At 70.2% G+C, this 17569-nt stretch carries 14 protein-coding genes; 6 read left to right on the top strand and 8 right to left on the bottom strand.

The window, feature by feature from the left end:
* Positions 1 to 279: 279 nt before the first annotated feature.
* The gene (locus tag AC07EJ_RS28370; RefSeq protein ID WP_478885314.1) at positions 280 to 3312 is read left to right on the top strand and encodes a 3-keto-alpha-glucoside-1,2-lyase-like domain-containing protein; all 3033 of its coding nucleotides are present in this window, start codon (positions 280 to 282) and stop codon (positions 3310 to 3312) included.
* 101 nt (positions 3313 to 3413) lie between these two features.
* Here AC07EJ_RS28370 and AC07EJ_RS28365 read toward each other — a convergent pair whose 3' ends face one another.
* From AC07EJ_RS28365 to AC07EJ_RS28340, 6 genes are read right to left on the bottom strand one after another with little or no spacing between them, the layout of a single operon-like run.
* Complete coding sequence (locus tag AC07EJ_RS28365) at positions 3414 to 4250, bottom strand: ABC transporter ATP-binding protein (protein WP_389479568.1); 837 nt, start codon at positions 4248 to 4250, stop codon at positions 3414 to 3416.
* Positions 4247 to 5230 (bottom strand): ABC transporter ATP-binding protein, encoded by a 984-nt coding sequence (locus AC07EJ_RS28360; protein ID WP_393583802.1) that lies wholly within the window; start codon positions 5228 to 5230, stop codon positions 4247 to 4249. The genes AC07EJ_RS28365 and AC07EJ_RS28360 overlap by 4 nt, the downstream gene beginning before the upstream one ends.
* 14 nt (positions 5231 to 5244) lie before the next feature.
* Positions 5245 to 6096, bottom strand: coding sequence for an ABC transporter permease (locus AC07EJ_RS28355; RefSeq protein WP_478885313.1), 852 nt, complete (start codon positions 6094 to 6096; stop codon positions 5245 to 5247).
* On the bottom strand, positions 6093 to 7040 hold the full coding sequence (locus AC07EJ_RS28350; protein WP_389479560.1) for an ABC transporter permease: 948 nt from the start codon (positions 7038 to 7040) through the stop codon (positions 6093 to 6095). The genes AC07EJ_RS28355 and AC07EJ_RS28350 overlap by 4 nt, the downstream gene beginning before the upstream one ends.
* A gap of 6 nt (positions 7041 to 7046) precedes the next feature.
* Positions 7047 to 8705, bottom strand: a complete 1659-nt coding sequence (locus AC07EJ_RS28345; RefSeq protein ID WP_478885312.1) for an ABC transporter substrate-binding protein — start codon at positions 8703 to 8705, stop codon at positions 7047 to 7049.
* A 13-nt stretch (positions 8706 to 8718) separates the two neighbouring features.
* On the bottom strand, positions 8719 to 9903 hold the full coding sequence (locus tag AC07EJ_RS28340) for a C45 family autoproteolytic acyltransferase/hydolase (protein ID WP_393583805.1): 1185 nt from the start codon (positions 9901 to 9903) through the stop codon (positions 8719 to 8721).
* A 137-nt stretch (positions 9904 to 10040) separates the two neighbouring features.
* Here AC07EJ_RS28340 and AC07EJ_RS28335 point away from each other — a divergent pair, with 137 nt between their 5' ends.
* From AC07EJ_RS28335 to AC07EJ_RS28325, 3 genes are all read left to right on the top strand, one after another.
* Positions 10041 to 10931, top strand: coding sequence for a MurR/RpiR family transcriptional regulator (locus AC07EJ_RS28335; protein WP_389479553.1), 891 nt, complete (start codon positions 10041 to 10043; stop codon positions 10929 to 10931).
* 280 nt (positions 10932 to 11211) lie between these two features.
* Entirely contained in the window at positions 11212 to 13035 is a 1824-nt protein-coding gene (locus tag AC07EJ_RS28330; protein WP_478885311.1) for a glycoside hydrolase family 15 protein, read from the top strand.
* A gap of 291 nt (positions 13036 to 13326) precedes the next feature.
* Positions 13327 to 13842: a hypothetical protein gene (locus AC07EJ_RS28325; RefSeq protein ID WP_478885310.1), complete on the top strand. Its 516-nt coding sequence runs from the start codon at positions 13327 to 13329 to the stop codon at positions 13840 to 13842.
* Positions 13843 to 13908: 66 nt separating this feature from the next.
* On the opposite strand, the gene AC07EJ_RS28320 is transcribed toward AC07EJ_RS28325, so the two are convergent.
* Positions 13909 to 14826: an aminoglycoside phosphotransferase family protein gene (locus AC07EJ_RS28320; RefSeq protein WP_389479546.1), complete on the bottom strand. Its 918-nt coding sequence runs from the start codon at positions 14824 to 14826 to the stop codon at positions 13909 to 13911.
* 81 nt (positions 14827 to 14907) lie between these two features.
* Complete coding sequence (locus AC07EJ_RS28315) at positions 14908 to 15300, bottom strand: hypothetical protein (protein ID WP_389479544.1); 393 nt, start codon at positions 15298 to 15300, stop codon at positions 14908 to 14910.
* Positions 15301 to 15401: 101 nt separating this feature from the next.
* Here AC07EJ_RS28315 and sigJ point away from each other — a divergent pair, with 101 nt between their 5' ends.
* Both sigJ and AC07EJ_RS28305 read left to right on the top strand, forming a co-directional pair.
* Positions 15402 to 16319, top strand: a complete 918-nt coding sequence (gene sigJ, locus AC07EJ_RS28310) for an RNA polymerase sigma factor SigJ (protein WP_478885309.1) — start codon at positions 15402 to 15404, stop codon at positions 16317 to 16319.
* A gap of 266 nt (positions 16320 to 16585) precedes the next feature.
* Positions 16586 to 17410: a class I SAM-dependent methyltransferase gene (locus AC07EJ_RS28305; protein ID WP_478885308.1), complete on the top strand. Its 825-nt coding sequence runs from the start codon at positions 16586 to 16588 to the stop codon at positions 17408 to 17410.
* The last annotated feature ends 159 nt before the right edge of the window (positions 17411 to 17569 follow it).

The following is a 17569-nucleotide window of genomic DNA, read 5'->3' as shown; positions in this document are numbered from 1 at the left end:
CGGCTTGTCAGGGGCGGTCTCGGGGAGGCCGCCCCTCGATCGGCCGGCCGGCCCGAGGCGGCGGTCGCGATCAGGATCTCCCTGTCTGCCAAGTGCCGTGCTCGGCCGGCGTCATGCCCAGCGATTCCACCCGGGCAGCACTTCGGTCTCGGCCAACTCTCTTTCGGTTCTTCTTTTCTGTGGACAAAGTGTGGACGCTCCGCGACCACATCCCTACGCTGAGCGTCGCTCGGCCACAGAACTCCGCGTTACCCACAGCGGAACCACGCAGGAGGAAGAGTGACGCCACGCCCCGTGCACGTGTCCCGCCCCAGACGTCGCGGCGCCCGAAGAACCACCGGGCTGCTGCTCACCGCTCTCCTCGGTGCCGGTCTGATGGCCCCGCCATCGGCCGCGGCCGATGGCGATCCGCGGCCATTCGCGGATCTGCCCCCGCAGGAACCGGGAGTGACCCTGCGCGTCTTCGACGTCCAGTCACCGCTGAGCAAGCTGTGCGACCTCAAGCCCGCGCAGACCCCGAACGTCGACAAGCTGATCCCCACCGCCGACTGGAACTCCACCGACGGCTTCGGGTTCAGCGACAATTTCGTCTCGCAGATCATCGGCAATCTGAACGTGCCGGAGGCCGGCTCGTACGCCTTCCGGCTGATCAGCGATGACGGTTCGCGGCTCTTCGTCGGCGATCAGCAGGTCATCGACCACGACGGGCTGCACGGAGCCGAGCCCAAGGACGGCGAGATCACGCTGAACGCCGGCTACCGGCCGCTGCGCATCGACCACTTCGACGCGGGCGGCGGCCAGCAGGTCACCTTGCAGTGGAAGCCGCCGGGAGCAAGCGAATTCACGACCGTGCCGAACTCCGTGCTCAGCACGGACGCCGGTGTCGTACGAGTGACGGCGCCCGGTCGCAAGGAGTGCGAGGGGACGTACGACACCCCCGGTGACGGGCTGCCGCTGACCGAGGTCAACCCCGGCTACAAGCTGACCGATCTGCGGCCCAAGGGCTTCGAGCCGCAGGTCTCCGCGATGGACTGGCTGCCCGACGACCGCCTTGCGATCACCACCTGGGGCGGCAGCACCGAGACGAAGGGCGAGGTGTACCTCCTCGACCACGTCACCGGGGACACCGGGCCCGACGAGGTCACGTACAAGAAGATCGCCGACGGGCTCAAGGAGCCGATGGGGATCAAGTACGTGGACGGGAAGCTGTATGTCTCCGAGAAGCATCAGCTGACCGAGCTGAACGACACCGACGGTGACGACGTCGTCGACGAGAGGCGGAAGGTCGCCGAGTGGCCGTACGGCGGGAACTTCCACGAGTTCGCCTTCGGGCTGCTCTACGACAAGGGCGACTTCTATCTGAATCTTTCGGTCGCGATCAACTACGGCGGAGCGAGTACCGATCCGCAGCCCGCACCGAACCGTGGTACGACCATCAAGGTCAACAAGGCGACGGGCAAGGTCAGTTACCTCGCCGGCGGCCTGCGGACCCCGAACGGGATCGGGCGCGGCCCGGGCAACGATCTGTTCGTTGCGGACAACCAGGGCGGCTGGCTGCCCGCGTCGAAGCTGGTGCACATCAAGCAGGACCGGTTCTTCAACCACTACATGAACCCGGACGGCCCGTTCGACGACCAGCCCGTCACCAAACCGGCGCTCTGGCTGCCACAGAACGAGATCGCCAACTCCCCCAGTACGCCGATGCAGTTGAAGAAGGGGCCGTTCGCCGGGCAGATGGTCTTCGGTGACGTCACCTACGGAGGACTCCAGCGGGCCGACCTGGAGAGGGTCGGTGGCGAGTACCAGGGTGCGGTGTTCCGGCACACTCAGGGCCTCGAGTCCGGCATCACCCGGATCAGCACCGGGCCCGACGGCGCGATCTACACCGGCGGGCTCGGCGCCGACGGCAACTGGGGCCAGGAGGGCAAGCTCCGCTTCGGACTGCAGAAGCTGACGCCGACCGGGAAGACCGCCTTCGACATCAAGACGATGCGCGCGACGCCGAGCGGCTTCGAACTCACCTACACCAAGCCCCTGTCCGAGGAGACCGCGGCCAAGCTGGCCAAGGGCGCGTACTCCGTCGAGCAGTGGCGGTACGTGCCGACACCCGCTTACGGCGGACCGAAGGTCGACGAGGAGTCGCTGCCGGTCGCGTCGGCGAAGCTCTCCGACGACCGCCGCACGGTCCGGCTCACCGTCCCGGGCCTGAAGGCGGACCGCGTGGTGCATGTGCGCTCGCCCCGCCCGTTCTCGTCGTCCGAGGGCGAGCAGCTGTGGTCGACCGAGGCCTGGTACACGCTCAACGCCAAGCCAGGTCCCGAGGAGTCGGTCACCACGTACGACGCCGAGTCCGCGAAGCTCTCCGGCAGTGCGGGCATCGACACCGAGCACGCCGGCTACACCGGCGGGGGCTTCGTCGACGGCTTCGGCGAGCAGGGGGCGAAGGCGAGCTTCTACGTCGTGGTCGACAAGAAGGGCACCTACGACGTGGGCCTGCGGTACGCGAACGGCCCGCACCCCGCACCTGGCACGAAGACGCTGGGCGTCAGTGTCAACGGCGGTGAGCCGAAGCAGACGAGCCTGCCGTCCACCGGCGAGTGGAACCGCTGGTCCACCAAGACCGAGCGGCTCGAACTGCGCAAGGGCCGCAACACGATCACGTACGCCGTCGGGGCCGGTGACACCGGTCATGTGAATCTCGACGCGCTCGACGTGCGCCGGCCCGGCGCCCGGATCGACCTGTTCTCCGGCGGGAGCATCTCCACCGCCTGGCAGCACAGCGACGGCCGCAGCGCCGAATGGCCGCACACCGCTGAGAAGTCCATGGAGGTCTGCTGCGGCGATCTGCGTACGAAGCAGCACTTCCAGGACTTCAAGCTGCACGTCGAGTTCCGGGTGCCGAAGCTGCCGGACAACGTGACCGGGCAGAACCGGGGCAACAGCGGGGTCTATCTCCAGGAGCGTTACGAGGTGCAGATCCTCGATTCGTTCGGTGTGGAGAAGCTCGCGGACAACGAGGCGGGGGCGATCTACCAGAAGAAGGCCGCCGACCTCAACGCGTCCACTGCGCCGGAGACTTGGCAGACGTACGACATCACGTTCCGCGCGGCCCGCTTCGACGCGGACGGCAAGAAGACGTCCGACGCCAGGATCACGGTGGTGTGGAACGGCAAGAAGGTCCATGACGACGTGGCGGTCGACGGGCCGACGGGCGCGGGCGACCCGGAGTCCGCGGCGGCCGGGGCGATCCGGCTCCAGGACCACGGGAACAAGGTGCGATTCCGGGACGTGTGGGTGGAGCCGCTGTCCTGACACGGTTGCTTCCGCAGGGCACCCTGGCGACGGTCCGGTGACAGGTCGTCGGCAGGGTGCAGCCCACCGGCGCACTCGACGGGCTCAGCCAGCCAGAGCGTTCACACTGTGGCCGCCCGCGCCCTGACCACGTCCGCCGGATCCCAGCCCGCGCGCGGCACCGAGGCGAGCAGCAACCGCGTGTACGGGTCCTGCGGGCCGGCCAGGACATCGGCCGTCGGGCCCTGCTCGACCACGGTGCCGCTGCGCATGACCAGGACCTCCTCCGTGATGTGCCGGACGACCGCCAGGTCGTGGCTGACGAAGACGAGAGCGACCCCGGTGTCACGGCGGATCTCTTCGAGCAGGTGCAGGATCTGCGCCTGGATCGACACGTCCAGCGCGGCCACCGCCTCGTCGAGGACCAGCACCTTGGGGTCGACCGCCAGCGCCCGCGCGATCGCGAGCCGCTGGCGCTGGCCGCCGGACAGCCCGTGCGGCCTGGCCCCCGACTCACGTGCGCCGAGGCCTACTTGTTCGAGCAGTCCGTCGGCGAGGGACTCCTCCCGGCCGTGCAGGCGCAGGGCGGTGGTCAGGCACTGGCGGGACGTGAGCCGCGGATCCAGGGAGACATACGGGTCCTGGAACACCATCTGGATCTCGCGGGCCCGCGCGAGGCGGGCCCGGTTGCCGCGTGGGGTGCGTGGTGTGCGGGTCCGCCCCGCGACGGCGACGGTGCCGGCGTCCGGTCGTACGAGGCCCACGAGCATGCGCGCGACGGTCGTCTTTCCGGATCCGGACTCGCCGACGATGCCGAGCGAGCCGCCCGCGGGAACGGTGAAGGTGACGCTGTCCGCGGCAGTGAGCCGGCCTCCGCCGGGCAGGCCGTAGGTCTTGCGCAGCCGGTCCACGGCCAACAGTGGGGCGTCCTGCGGAACTTGTACGACGTCGGCGGTCATCGGACGCTCCTCTTCAGCGGGGCCGGGCCGGTGAGTTCGGGCAGTCGGCGGCAGGTCGCGCAGCCCCCGCCGGACAGGGGCGACGGTTCGGGCGACCAGGTCGAGCACGCCGGTTCCGCGTCGGCGCAGCGGTCCGCGAACTCGCAGCCGCCGAAAGTGTCCGCGAGGGACGGTGGGCGCCCGGGGATCGGGCGCAGGTCGCGCCGCCCCTCTCCCAGCGTCGGCGAGCAGGCGAGCAGTCCCTTTGTATAGGGGTGGCGTGGCCGGTCGAAGAGCTGGGTGGCGGGCTGTTGCTCGACAACGCGGCCCGCGTACATGACGTACACGCGGTCGCAGTACGCGGCGGCGAGGTGGAGGTCGTGCGTGATGAACAGGAGTCCCAGGCTCCGGTCGGCGCGCAGGGTGCGCAGGAGCGAGAGGATTTCCGCCTGGGTGGTGACGTCCAGGGCGCTGGTCGCCTCGTCGGCGAGCAGGAGACGCGGGTCCGTGGCCAGGGCGCCGGCGATGACGACGCGCTGGAGCATCCCTCCGGACAGTTCGTGCGGGCGCTGGCGGGCCCGGCGTTCGGGATCGGAGAGGCCGACGGTGTCGAGGAGTTCGACGGCCCGGGTTCGGGCGGTCTTCTTGTCGAGGCCGGTTCCTGTCAGCCGTTCGACGAGGAAGTCGCCGACGCGGCGGACCGGGTTGAGGGCGGAGCGCGGGTCCTGGTGGACCATGGCGACCGTACGGGACCGGTGACGGCGCAGGTCGTCGCCGGTCAGGGCGAGGACGTCCGTACCGTCGACCAGTACGGATCCGGATATGGCTGTTCCGTCGGGAAGCGTACGCAGGGCCGCCTTGGCGGTGGTCGACTTGCCTGAGCCGGACTCGCCCACCAGACCGACCACTTCGCCGCTCGCCACCTGGAGGGAGACGCCGTTGAGGACGGGCCGGGCGGTGCCGGGCAGTTGGAGGGTGAGGTTGTCGATGTCGAGGAGCATGGCGCTACTTCCTGCTACTTCCTGCTGCCGAGTCGGTCGACGGCCCAGACCCCGACGACGTTGAAGGACACCACGACCAGTGCGATGGCGAAGCCCGGTACCAGTGCGGGCAGGAGCGCGCCCTGGACGACGGCGGCCTGCCCTTCCTGGACCATCAGCCCCCAGTCGGAGCTGGGCGGCTGGGCCCCGAAGCCCAGGTAGGAGAGCGTGGCCAGGGACATCAGGGCCTCGCCGAAGAGGACCACGAGATAGCCGACGACGGACCTGCCGAGGTTGGGGACGAGGAAGCGGGCGCAGATCCGTACGCCGCCCATGCCCAGGACCCGGTAGGCGTCGATGTACGGCTTGCGGCATTCGGCGAGCGCCACTGAGCGGGTGTACTTGGCGACGGTCGGGGTGTACGCGAGGCCGAGCGCCAGCACGGACGTCGTCATGCCGGAACCGAACACAGCGATGATCAGGACGGTGAACAGGAGCCCGGGGAACGCGTACATGACGTCGGTGAGGCGGGAGACGAGGGTGTCCACCCAGCCACCGCGCCAGGCGGCGAGCGTGCCGAGGGTGACGCCGAGGAGTGCCGCGATGGCCAGCAGCAGGATCGGGGCGATGAGGCTGGTGCGGGCTCCGTACAGCACTCGGGAGAGCAGGTCCTGCCCGGAGGAGTCGGTGCCGAGGAGGTGGTCGCCGCTCGTGCCGACGAGGGACGCCGAGAGGTCGATGGCGTCGGGTGCATAGGGGGCGAGCAGGGGTGCGAGGACTGCGGCGAGTACGACGAGGGTCATCGCGGCGCCCGCGACGACGGCTCCGAAAGGGCGCCGTTCCTTCGTGGGTTTCAGGCCGAGGGGTGCAAGGGTCTCGGTGCTCATGCGGCGGCCTCCTTCACTCTCGGGTCGAGCAGCGGGTGGACCAGGTCGACGAGAGTGGTGACCACGATGTAGCCGGTGACCATGAGGAGGAGTACGGCCTGTGCGACCGGGAAGTCGTGGGTGTTGATCGCGCCGACGAGCAGTGATCCGACGCCGCTGATCCCGAACGCTGTCTCGACGACGACGGTGCCGGCGAGCATGCCCGCCATGACGAGGCCGCACATGGTGACGATCGGGCCGAGTGCGTTGCGCAGGATGTGCCGGAGCACGATCTCGCTCTCGGGGATGCCGGAGGCGCGGGCGGCCTCCACGTGGTCGGCGGCGCCCGCGTCGACCATGGACTGCCGGGTGACGCGGCTGATCAGGGCGAGCGCGCCCAGCGCGAGCGAGAGTGCGGGCAGTGTCAGATGGTGCAGGCCGCCGGTGAAGCCCTCGCCGCTGCCGGACACCGGGAACCACCCCAGTTGGACGCCGAACAGGGCGACCAGGGCGATGGCCGAGACGAACGAGGGCACCGACGCGGCGAGTGTCGTGCCGCCGACGACCGCCGAGTCGATCCAGGTGCCGCGGCGCACGGCGGCGAGGATTCCCGCGCCGACGCCGAGGACGACGAAGATCACGGTCGCGTAGGCGACGAGGGCGAGTGTCGTCGGGAAGCGGGCGCTCACCAGGTCTGCGACCTGGTCGCCGTACTTGAAGGAGCGGCCGAGGTCGAAGTGGAGGCAGTCGCCGAGCCAGCGCCCGTACTGCACGACGAGCGGCTCGTCGAGGTGGTACTGCGCGCGCACCAGGTCGAGCTTTTCGGGGGTGAGTTTGTCGCGGCCGCCGGCCAGGAAGACGGCGGGGTCGCCGGGTGCCGCGTACACGGCGGCGAAGATGACGAAGGAGGCGGCGACGAGGGTGGCGAGCAGTCCGGCGAGGCGCCGGGAGATCCGGGCAAGCATCGGTGGTCAGCCCTTCTTCGCGCCGAGTTCGGCGGCCCACGGGTAATAGAGGTACGCCATGGAGGCGGGCGGTCCGGTGAGCTTCGCGTTGAGGACGAGGACGGAGGGGACCTGGGCGACGGAGATCCACACGGCGGCGTCGGTGAACTTCTTCTGGACGTCGACCGCGAGCCGGGCCCGCTCGGCGTCGTCGAGGGTGCCGAGCGCCTTCTTCACCTCGGTGTCGTACGCCGCGTCCTTGAAGCCGACCCAGTTGTTGGAGGAGTCGGACAGGGCGTTGTCGTAGAAGCCCATCGGGTCGGCCTTGGAGATGTACCAGTCGCCGACGAGTACGTCGATGTCGGCGCGGGCCTGAGGGTCGCTGTAGAACTGCTCGAACTGTGAGGTCGGGACCGTCTTGATCTGCCCCTTGAGGCCGATCCGCTGGAGGGCCGCGCGGACTGCGTTGGCGATGACGGTGCGGCCCTGGCTGGCGTCCGTACCTATCACGATCGGGGTGGCGGCATCGGCCCCGGACTCCTTCACCAGCTTCTTGGCGGTGGCGAGATCGCCGGCCGAGGGGCTGGCAGGGGCGTAGCCGACGGCCTTCTGGGCGGCTTCGAAGACGGGCTTCTCGTAGCCCCAGGCGCCGGAGCCGACCGGGGTGCCCCAGGGCTGGACCATGCCGCCGTAGCCGGACGCGGCGATGCCCTTGCGGTCGAGCGCGAGGGACAGCGCCCGGCGGACCTTGGCGTCCTTCAGCCCGCCGCGCTCGGTGGGGATCAGGACGAGCGAGGCGGTGGAGGGGCCGTAGTGCTGCTCGATGCCCTTCTTGTTCTGGAGGGCGGCGGCGGTGTTGGGTGATTCTGCGTACGCGCCGTCGGCCGCTCCGGTCGTCAGGGCGTTGACGAGGGCGCTGTCGCCGGCCCAGCGGAAGGTCACCTGCTTCGTCAGCGGCTCCTTGCCCCAGTAGGAGTCGTAGCGGCGGATGGTGATGGAGTCGCCGGACTTCCAGCTGCTCAGCTCGTACGGCCCGGTGCAGGCGTCGGGCTGTCCGGGTGTTCCGAAGTCCTTGCCGGCCTTCTCGACCTGTTCCTTGTTCCACACGATGCCCGCGTCGCCCGCGAGTGCCTTGAAGAACATGGCGTCCGGTGCTTTGAAGGTGATCGTGATCTGCCGGGCGCCGGTCTTCTTCATCGCGGCGATGTTGCCGAACTCGTCGCCCTGTTCCATGTCGGGGTCGGCGTGCCGCTTCAGGCTCCACAGCACGTCGTCGGCGGTCATCGGGGTGCCGTCGTGGAAGGTGACGCCGGAGCGCAGGGTGAGGACCAGGGTCTTGTCGTCCGGCGTCTCGGCCTTCTCGGCGAGGAGGGGCTTCGTCGACATGTCCGGCTGCAGCTGGTAGAGGCGTTCGCAGACGTTGGTGAGGACGACGCGGCCCGCGCTGGTGCCCTGGGTGTCCAGGTCGAGCGAGTCCGGCTCATCCTCCAGGAGCCAGTCGGCGTTGGCCAGTTCACCCTTGGCGGCGGCGGTCGTGGGGGTGAGGGTGAGCTTGGCGGCGTCGGCGGTCGCGGAGCCCCCCGCGGTGTTCCGGGTGGCTCCGCTACAGCCCGCGGCCGTGGCGATCGTCGCGACGACGAGGCCTGCGGCCACGGCCGCCCTTCTTCTGGAACTGGTGTGGGTCATCGCTGATTTCCTGTCAGTTCTGGCCGCACGGGCCGTCGTAGAGGTTCCAGGGGAGGTGCTGGTACTCGCGGTCGCAGGGCGTTCCGGCGGTCACGTGGTAGTCGCCGGTGGTCAGGTCGGCCAGGGAGGAGACGAGCGTCGTCCAGTGGTTGACGGCCGGCTGCCGGGGGTCCGGGTGGGTGCACAGGGACTCGGGGTGACCGAGGTGATCCGACATGGCGTGGCGGATGATCTTGCGGGATTCGTCGGGCCCCGTGGAGCCGCGCAACGCCCTGAGCCCCTGCTCGGCGCGCGGCACGCGGACCAAGGAGTCGGACGACATGGGCCGGTAGCCGGCTGCGGCCAAGTGGGCAGGGACGCCTGCCTGGTAGTGGTTGCCGTGCACCAGCAGGCCGTCGGTCGGATACATCCAGCCGTGTCCCGCCGGGGTGGTCTCCAGGTCGATGGCGAAGCCCTCGCGGCAGGTCAGAAGGGCGTTGCTGGCGATGTGGGCGCGGGTGCGGCAGAGCACGTCGAGGGCGTCGGTGATGTTGCTCTGGTCCAGGACACTGCGGCGCACGACGGTCTGCGGCAGGCCGATCGCGTCGTCGAAGCGGCCGCCGAGACCGTTGGCGTTGAAGGCGATCCCGGCGGAGTTGGCGCCCTGGCGGCCGATCTGGCCGGCCTCGACCTGCATGATCAGGGTCGGCTTGGGGGGCTGGACGATCCGGATCATGACGACGGTGTCCGCGACCCCGGCGCGCCAGTCCCAGTTCTGCCCGGCGTAGACGTGCCCGTCGCCGCTGGCCTCTCCGTAGGCGGCGAAGGAGGTGCAGCCCTCGGCGGGCTCCCCCTCGGGTGTCCTGCCGTCGGCCTCCATCTGCGCGAAGGACTTGTCGTAGATGACCTCGCCCCGCGCGTTCAGGGCGAGGACGTCGAGCAGGTCGACTCCCGCACCGTCCGCGATGCCCCGCATCTCGTCGACGAGGTGGGGTGCGTAGTCGCGTACGGGTTCCAGCCAGCGGGCGGCACGGGCGGTGACGCGGTCCCAGGTCAGTCCGGCGGACTGGCCGAAGGCCTCCTCGTAGTAGCCCAGGGCGGCGTGCAGTTGGGGCCGCACGGCCTCGCCGTACTGCCGGCCCCGCTCGAGCGGGCTGCCGGAGATCTCGATGACCGGAAGGACCCGGGTGGGGGCGGTTTCCGTGGGACGGGGTGTCATTGTTCTCCTCGCGACGGAGCGCTCCCGACCAACGGCGGAGGACCCGAGGATCCTGTAACGTCGATTTCAGAAAGAGCTCCACTTGGAACGTTCTGCCCAGGACAGTAACGCCGACCACACGGAAGTCAATGGTTGTAATGGAGATTTCAGAGGACGGGACCGGCGCGACGCGGCTCCGGGCAGCGATTCGCGATCAATGGGAGGAACTGTCCACGTCCGAGCGGGCCGTGGCGCAGCACCTCGCCAGCGCACCCGTCGAGCAGCTGCTCTTCGCCAGCGCGCAGGAGCTGGGTACGGCGAGCTCCACCAGTAACGCCACCGTCGTCCGCGCACTCCAGCGCCTCGGCTACACGGGTCTTCCCGCCCTCAAGCGCGAACTGGCCAGCGACTTCACCTCTGCCGTCGCCCCCGAGGTCCGCCTCAAGCAGCGCATCGCGCACGTGGGCCGGGACCTCGCTTCCATCTGGACCGATGTCTTCGACGAGGCCCGCGAGCGCATCGACCACACCCAGCGCCTCACCGAACCGGACGCCCTCAAGCGCGCCGTGACCGCACTCGCCGAAGCCCACGAAGTGTTCTGCTACGGAATCGCCGCCTCGGAACCGGGCGCCCGCCACCTGGCCCTCGCACTCGGCCGCATCGGCCACCGGGCCCGATTCGTCTCCGAGACCGGCTTCGCCCTGGCCGACCAACTGCTCGCCCTCGGGCAGGGCGACGCGGTGGTCATCTTCCAGCCCGGCCGCCAACTCGTAGAACTCACCGTGATGATGGAGCGGGCCCGCGCGGTCGGTGCCAAGGTCGTCCTGGTGACGGACGAACTGGGCGAGACTTACGAGGACCAGGTCGAGGCGGTCCTGACCGCGCCACACACCCCCACCGGCATCACGGCGGAGTCGCTGACCGGCCTCCTCGTCGCCGATGCACTCCTGCTCGCACTCGCCACGCTCGACGAGTCCCGCGCGGTGGACTCCTCCCACCAGCTCACGGCACTGCGGGAACAACTGCTGCGACCGAAACGGCGGGGCTGACCGGGCATGTGCCCCACCGGCCGGCGCTGGGTCCGGGCCCAGGCCGGCAGGCAGGCCTCGCCCCTTGGACATCCGCAAGCCGATCGCAGCGCGAGGTCGAGTTCTGCGGTGGACGGGGAAGGAGGGGCCCGACTCCCCCGGGTACGGGCCTGCGCGGTCCGGGTTCCTCGCCCGGTCGGCCCATCCGCGTGGACGTGGGGCACCGAGGAGGGTTGCGTGGGACGGGACGGGCGGGTACCGAACGCCCGCGCCTTGCACCGCACGAGAGACGAGGCCAGGCATGGGCGGCTACCCCCCGATCGCCGACCATGGGCTGATCGGCGACCTGCAGACCGCCGCGCTGGTCTCCGGTGCAGGCGCGATCGACTGGTTCTGCGCTCCCCGCTTCGACTCGCCGAGCATTTTCGCCTCCCTCCTCGACGACGAGCGCGGCGGCCACTTCACCCTCGCCCCCGACACGGACGACGTGACGGTGCGGCAGCTCTACCTGGCCGACACGGCCGTCCTCGTCACCAGGTTCCTGACCCCGAACGGCGTAGGCGAAGTCATCGACTTCATGCCGGTGGACCCGCAACCGGATGTTCCCAGCGACCGGCACCGTCTGGTGCGCGGCCTGCGCGCCGTGCGGGGAACGATCACCTTCAACCTCGAGTGCAGGCCGCGCTTCGACTACGGCCGCGCCCCGCACACCCTGGCTCTGGACGGCCACAGCGCGGCCTTTCACGGACCCGAGATCGACGTGCACCTGCGCAGCACCTTCCCTCTGGCCGCCGACGGCGACGACGTCCGCGCCACCGTCACCCTCCGAGCGGGAGACCTCGCCGGAGTCGTCCTGGACACCCGCGCCTCCGGCAGCGCCGGCCCGGGACCCGTCGATACGGAGGGGCTCCAGGCGGACTTCGGCGCCACCCGTCTCTTCTGGCACGAGTGGATCCGCCGCTGCCGCTATCGAGGCCGCTGGCAGCAGATGGTCAACCGCTCGGTGATCACCCTCAAGCTGCTCACCTACGCGCCGACCGGCGCCCCGATCGCCGCCGCCACCATGGGGCTGCCCGAACAGATCGGCGGAGAGCGCAACTGGGACTACCGCTACACCTGGATCCGCGACGCCTCCCTGACCATGAGGGTCCTGCTCGACCTCGGCTACGTGGACGAGGCCGACGCGTTCCGCCGGTGGCTGGGCGAACGCCTGCAGGCGCCCCGCCCACCCGGGGCCGAGCCCCTCCAGATCATGTACCGGATCGACGGCGACCCCCATCTGACCGAGGAGCCCCTGGAACACCTCGCCGGCTATCGCGACTCCTCTCCCGTACGGGCCGGAAACGCAGCCGCCGACCAACTCCAGCTCGACATCTACGGCGAGTTCGCCTACGCGATGACCCACTCCCCGGACCTGGCCGAAGTCGCCGGCTTCAACGGGTGGAAGGCGATCTCGGGGCTCCTCGACTGGCTCGCCGACACCTGGGACCGGCCCGACGAGGGCATCTGGGAGACCCGGGGCGGCCGCAAGCACTTCACCTACAGCCGGCTCATGTGCTGGGTCGCCCTCGACCGGGGCATCCGCCTCGCCACGCAGTACGCGCGGCCCGCCGACCTGTCCCGCTGGACCGCCGAACGTGATGCCATCCTCAACCAGGTGCTGGAACGCGGCTGGAACTCCGACCGCAAGGCATTCGTCCAGCACTACGGCAGCGACGTCCTCGACGCGTCGCTGCTCCTCATGCCACTGGTCGGCTTCATCTCACCGAAGGCGTCGCACTGGCTGTCCACGCTGGACGCGATGGAGCGCGAACTGGTCACCGACAGCCTCGTCTACCGCTACAACCCTGAGGCGTCACCCGACGGCCTGCGCGGCAGCGAAGGCACCTTCTCGTTCTGCAGCTTCCTCTACGTGAACGCGCTCGCACGGGCCGGCCGCCTCGAACAGGCCCGCTACGCGATGGACAAAATGCTCACCTACGCCAACCACGTAGGGCTCTTCGCCGAGGAGATCGGTCCGACCGGCGAACAACTGGGCAACTTCCCCCAGGCGTTCACCCACCTCGCCCTGATCACCGCCGCGATGGCGCTCGACGAGGAACTCGACAAGGCCGACCAGCACTGATCGGCGCTGAAGGGTCGGCACTGACGTCGTTCGGGTGGTCGCCGGGCACGCCCGCACCGCCGAACTTCGATCCTCCGGCAGAGCTCAAGGAATCCTGCCTCCCCAAGCCGTAGACCTGCACGTTCACAGCACCGGCGCCACAATGACGCCATTCTCGATGCAGGTGACGTCACAATTGACTCCCCCTGGCGCCATACATGTGCCATTATGGCGCCAGGGGCAACACGCCCCTCGGCCCCACAGGCCGAAGGGCGCACGCCTCGCGAAGTGGGCGACCAAGGGGGACGGATCATGGAGACAGTGCAGAAGCAGCGACGGGCCGGATCAGGCGCCTTCAGCGCCTTCGCCCGCTTCGTGCTCTGCGGCGGCGGAGTGGGACTCGCCTCCAGCTTCGCCGTGGCAGCCCTCGCCTCCTGGATTCCCTGGGGCCTGGCCAACGCCCTGATCACCGTGGCCTCCACGCTCCTCGCCACCGAGCTGCACGCCCGCATCACCTTCGGCGCGGGCCGACGCGCGACCCGGCGTCAGCATGCGCAGTCGGCCGGATCGGCGGCCGCGGCGTACGCGGTGACCTGCGCGGCGATGTTGGTCCTGCAGCAGCTGGTGGCGGAGCCCGGTGCCGCGCTCGAACAGGCCGTCTACCTGTCCGCCTCGGCACTCACCGGCGTCGCGCGGTTCGCGATGCTGCGCCTCGTCGTCTTCGCACGGAACCGCTCGACGCTCGCAGCCACCACGCGCGCCGTACACCCGCCCCTGGCCCGGACCACGACCCCCGCCCGCTCCACCGCACTCTGCCGCGCGGCCTGACCACCCCAGCAGGAAAGCGCGCCAGGCGGACCGGCGGGGGCGGGTGGCCGGAAGCGAGTTGCTTGCTCAGGGGCGTACCGATGCGGTGAGGCGTTGCAGTGCGGCGTGGGCGGGTGGGCCCCAGGTGGGCTTGCCTCCGGGGCGGCCGTGGACGCCGGCGTCTCCGACGTGGATCCCGCCGAGGGCGCGCATCACCGCCCAGCCGCGGGCCCGGCGCAGGGTCGCGGCGTCCGGGCTCGGCCGGTAGGTCTCGTGGAAGAGGTCGGCGGCGCCGTCCGGCAGCAGGATCCAGGCGGCGGCCAGGTCGCAGGCGGGGTCGCCGGCGAACAGGTCGCCGAAGTCGATCACACCGGAGAAATTGCCGTGCGTAGTCAGGATGTTGGCTGGATGCAGGTCGCCGTGGAGCCAGAGACTTGGGCCTGCCCACTCGGGGGCGGCGGCGGCGTCTTCCCAGACCGCGCGGACGGCGTCCGGGTCGCGAATCAGCCCCCGTTCGGCTGCCGCGGCGAGCCCGTGAGCGAAGGATTCGGCGTGGTCGGCCAGCGGGCCACCGCGGTCTCGGCCCGTGGGCGCCTCGTCGGGGGCGGGTCGGTGAAGGGCTGTCAGGAAGCCGGCCAAGGTGACGGCCGCATCCGCCGCGCGCGTCGCGGGGGCACGGTCGGCAGGCTCGCCCGGAACCCACGTGGTGACGAGCCAGGTCCGCGGAAACCGCTCCGAGGGCTCACCGAGGCGCTGCGGGACGGGGATCTGCAGAGGAAGGTGCGGGGCGAGGGCGGGCAGCCAGGTGTGTTCCTTGCGCAGCAGCGCGTCCGCAGACTGCGTCGCCCAGGGCAGCCGGACGGCGAGGTCGTCGCCGAGCCGCCACACTTGGTTGTCCCAGCCCAGCGCTGCGAGCTTCACGGGGCGATCCGCCAAGTCGGGGTGCTGCTCGCGCAGCAGATCCCGGATCAAGTCCTCTGTCATATCCGTCTCGGTGGCTGTCATGTGGAGCAACCGTAGTTGAGTAGCGGCCTGCCGGGCTTTCGTGCGGATCCGAGTCCAGTTGCGGAGCATGGCCAACAGGCCTCAGCGCCGGGCCAGTGCCAGCACACTCAGGCCGAACATCAAGACACCCAGGGGGACATGGACCGACGGGACGTGCGCGATGCCGAGCACGACCTGGACCGAGGCGAGTACGAGGAATCCCGACGCTTGCCAGACGGGCCGGGGCGAGCCGCCGCCCGGCTTCCACGCCAGCGCCGCCGCGAGCACGTACAGCATCGACGCGCCGTACATCACGCGAGCTCCGACGCTGTGCAGTGTCTCTCCGTAGGACGCGGTAAGCAGCAGTCCGGCGGAGACCGCCTGAAGGAAGATCGTCAGGGTCTGCAGGGCGATCGCGATCTGCAGGAACGAAGCGCTGCGCCGCGATTTCGCCGTCACCGTCGCTGTCGTTGTCGCCGTCACCTGAGTAGCCATGTCGCAGTCCCCTTTTCCGCCCTCGGGCAGCAGATCGATAAGGTCTCACCAGCCCGACGACGCGGGCCTGCGAAAGGTAAGGCGAGGGGGCGGCCGGAAGCATGGGGACTGTCGGTACCAGCACAGATGAGATAGCCGGCGAGCGACGCCAACTGATCAATGTCGCCTACCGGTTGCTCGGTTCGGTGACCGAGGCAGAGGACGCCGTACAGGATGCCTACGCACGCTGGTACGGGCTGACTCGAAGCCGGCAGGAGGAGATCATGTCCCCCGGCGCCTGGCTGACGACGGTGACCAGCCGCATCTGCCTGGACCTGCTCGGCTCGGCGCGGGCCCGCCGTGAACGCTATGTCGGCGCGTGGCTGCCCGAGCCGGTGCCCGACCGCACCGAATGGGACCGCGGGGGCGGCGCCGACCCCACTGGCCCTGCAGACCCCGCCGACCAGATCGTCCTGGACGAGTCGGTGACCATGGCCTTCCTCGTCGTCCTGGAGGCGATGACGCCCGCCGAGCGGGTGGCGTTCGTCCTGCACGACGTCTTCCGGTATCCGTTCGCCGATATCGCCGACGTTCTCGGCCGGACCCCTGCGGCCTGCAAGCAGCTGGCGGCGTCCGCCCGGCGGCGGGTGAACATCGCGGGCCCTGCGGTGACGGCGGCCGGCCGGGCCGACGTGGTGAGGCACGTCAAAGAGGCATGGGAGACCAAGGACATCGCTGCCCTCGTCGGCCTCCTCAACCCGGCCGCCGTGATGACCGCCGACGGCGGCGGCATGGTCGGCACCGTCCTGCGCCCGGTCGAGGGCGGGGCGCGCATCGCCCAGTACATGGTCGCGATCGCCGACAAGGCTCCGGGGCTCGAGCTCCTGGAACGGTCGGTCAACGGTGCGCCTGGCCTGGTGGCCCAGCGTGCCGGCGTCGTCATGACCGTGGCCTCGTTCGACGTCTTTGACGGGCGCGTCACCCGGATCTGGGCGGTCCGCAACCCGGAGAAGCTGCGGCCGTGGGTGCGGGAGGGCTGACCGGCCTGCGCTCGGCAGAGCGGGCAGCCGCCCGACGCCTCTTGGGCCGGCTGGCTCAGGCAGCACGGCGCGCCTCGACCGTGTGGGCGGCCGTCGGTGGAGGATCCGTGGGGCGGCGACCTCGGGACGGGGCGCCCGGCTCCACCCCACGGATGAAGAGGTCAGGCCATGAAACCGTTCGACGACCCGCTGTTCCGGTCCAAGACCGACCGGGCACCGGAACTCATCGAGGACGAGACCCTCGGCGCCTCCTCCACGACCGCGGCGTGAGCACCGCTCCGCGCGGGGACGTGCCGGGCGGCGGTCGGTACGGCGAGGCCGTCTTCCGTCCCGAGCAGGCGGGCGAGGGCGAGCGCATCGACTTCGGCGCCCTCGCCTACGACGACATCACCATGACGCGGCTGCGGGCACTCGGGGCCGGCCCGGATTGGCGCTGCCTCGACGTGGGTGCCGGCACGGGCACGGTGTCCCGCCGGCTGCTGGACGAGGCCGGGGTGGCCGGCGTGCTTGCCGTGGATCGCGACGTACGTTTCCTCGGCGCACGGCCCGTGCCCGGACTCGACGTGCTGCAAGCCGACGTCACCGCCCCCGATTTCGCCCCCGGCCAGTTCCGGCTCGTCCACGCGCGCTTCGTGCTCATGCACCTGCCGGAGCGCGACCACGTGATCACGGCCTTGACCGAACTCGTCGCGCCTGGTGGGGTGTTGGTGCTCAGCGACGCCGTCGACCTGACGAGCGACCTGACGCCCGTCACTCCGTACGACGTGGCGATGCGGGCCATGTGGCAGGGACTGCGGGCCACCATCGGCACCGATGTCTCCTGGGTTCCGTCGTACCCGCAACTGCTGCACGACGCGGGGCTCGTGCCCGTCGCCGCCGAGATGCATGTGCCGCCGCTGCTGCCGGGCAGCCCCATCAGCCGCTTCTGGGCGGACACTTGGGAACGCAGCAGAGCCGCGATGCTGGCCACCGGTCTGGTCGATGACGCGGCTGTCGACGCCGCAGTCCGGTACCTGGGCTCCGACGACTGCGCCGCGCTGTCAGCCGGCATGCTCACCGCGTGGGGATGGAAACCCGAGGACCCGCGATGACGCGCCCCGACACCAGGCGAGGTGCCGCGCCCACCATGAGACCACCACGTGGCATTCCGGTCCAGCACGCGGGGAGCGGCAACGGACTGCGGACTGATACACCGTCAACTGAACACCCGAGCCGGCCGTTGACGACTGCCTGGCGCCCACGACGGCCCT

The sequence above is a fragment of the Streptomyces sp. NPDC045026 genome (genome assembly GCF_056432625.1).
Note: the sequence above shows the minus strand (reverse complement) of the source record. Positions and strands in the feature narration are given on the sequence as shown.

Bases quoted from the DNA above. Each gene is read 5' to 3' on its own strand.
- AC07EJ_RS28330 (WP_478885311.1), top strand. From the start codon at position 11,212: ATGGGCGGCTACCCCCCGATCGCCGACCATGGGCTGATCGGCGACCTG.
- AC07EJ_RS28365 (WP_389479568.1), bottom strand. From the start codon at position 4,250: ATGACCGCCGACGTCGTACAAGTTCCGCAGGACGCCCCACTGTTGGCC.
- AC07EJ_RS28340 (WP_393583805.1), bottom strand. From the start codon at position 9,903: ATGACACCCCGTCCCACGGAAACCGCCCCCACCCGGGTCCTTCCGGTC.
- AC07EJ_RS28360 (WP_393583802.1), bottom strand. From the start codon at position 5,230: ATGCTCCTCGACATCGACAACCTCACCCTCCAACTGCCCGGCACCGCC.
- sigJ (WP_478885309.1), top strand. From the start codon at position 15,402: ATGGGGACTGTCGGTACCAGCACAGATGAGATAGCCGGCGAGCGACGC.
- AC07EJ_RS28315 (WP_389479544.1), bottom strand. From the start codon at position 15,300: ATGGCTACTCAGGTGACGGCGACAACGACAGCGACGGTGACGGCGAAA.
- AC07EJ_RS28320 (WP_389479546.1), bottom strand. From the start codon at position 14,826: ATGACAGCCACCGAGACGGATATGACAGAGGACTTGATCCGGGATCTG.
- AC07EJ_RS28335 (WP_389479553.1), top strand. From the start codon at position 10,041: ATGGAGATTTCAGAGGACGGGACCGGCGCGACGCGGCTCCGGGCAGCG.
- AC07EJ_RS28325 (WP_478885310.1), top strand. From the start codon at position 13,327: ATGGAGACAGTGCAGAAGCAGCGACGGGCCGGATCAGGCGCCTTCAGC.
- AC07EJ_RS28350 (WP_389479560.1), bottom strand. From the start codon at position 7,040: ATGCTTGCCCGGATCTCCCGGCGCCTCGCCGGACTGCTCGCCACCCTC.
- AC07EJ_RS28355 (WP_478885313.1), bottom strand. From the start codon at position 6,096: ATGAGCACCGAGACCCTTGCACCCCTCGGCCTGAAACCCACGAAGGAA.
- AC07EJ_RS28345 (WP_478885312.1), bottom strand. From the start codon at position 8,705: ATGACCCACACCAGTTCCAGAAGAAGGGCGGCCGTGGCCGCAGGCCTC.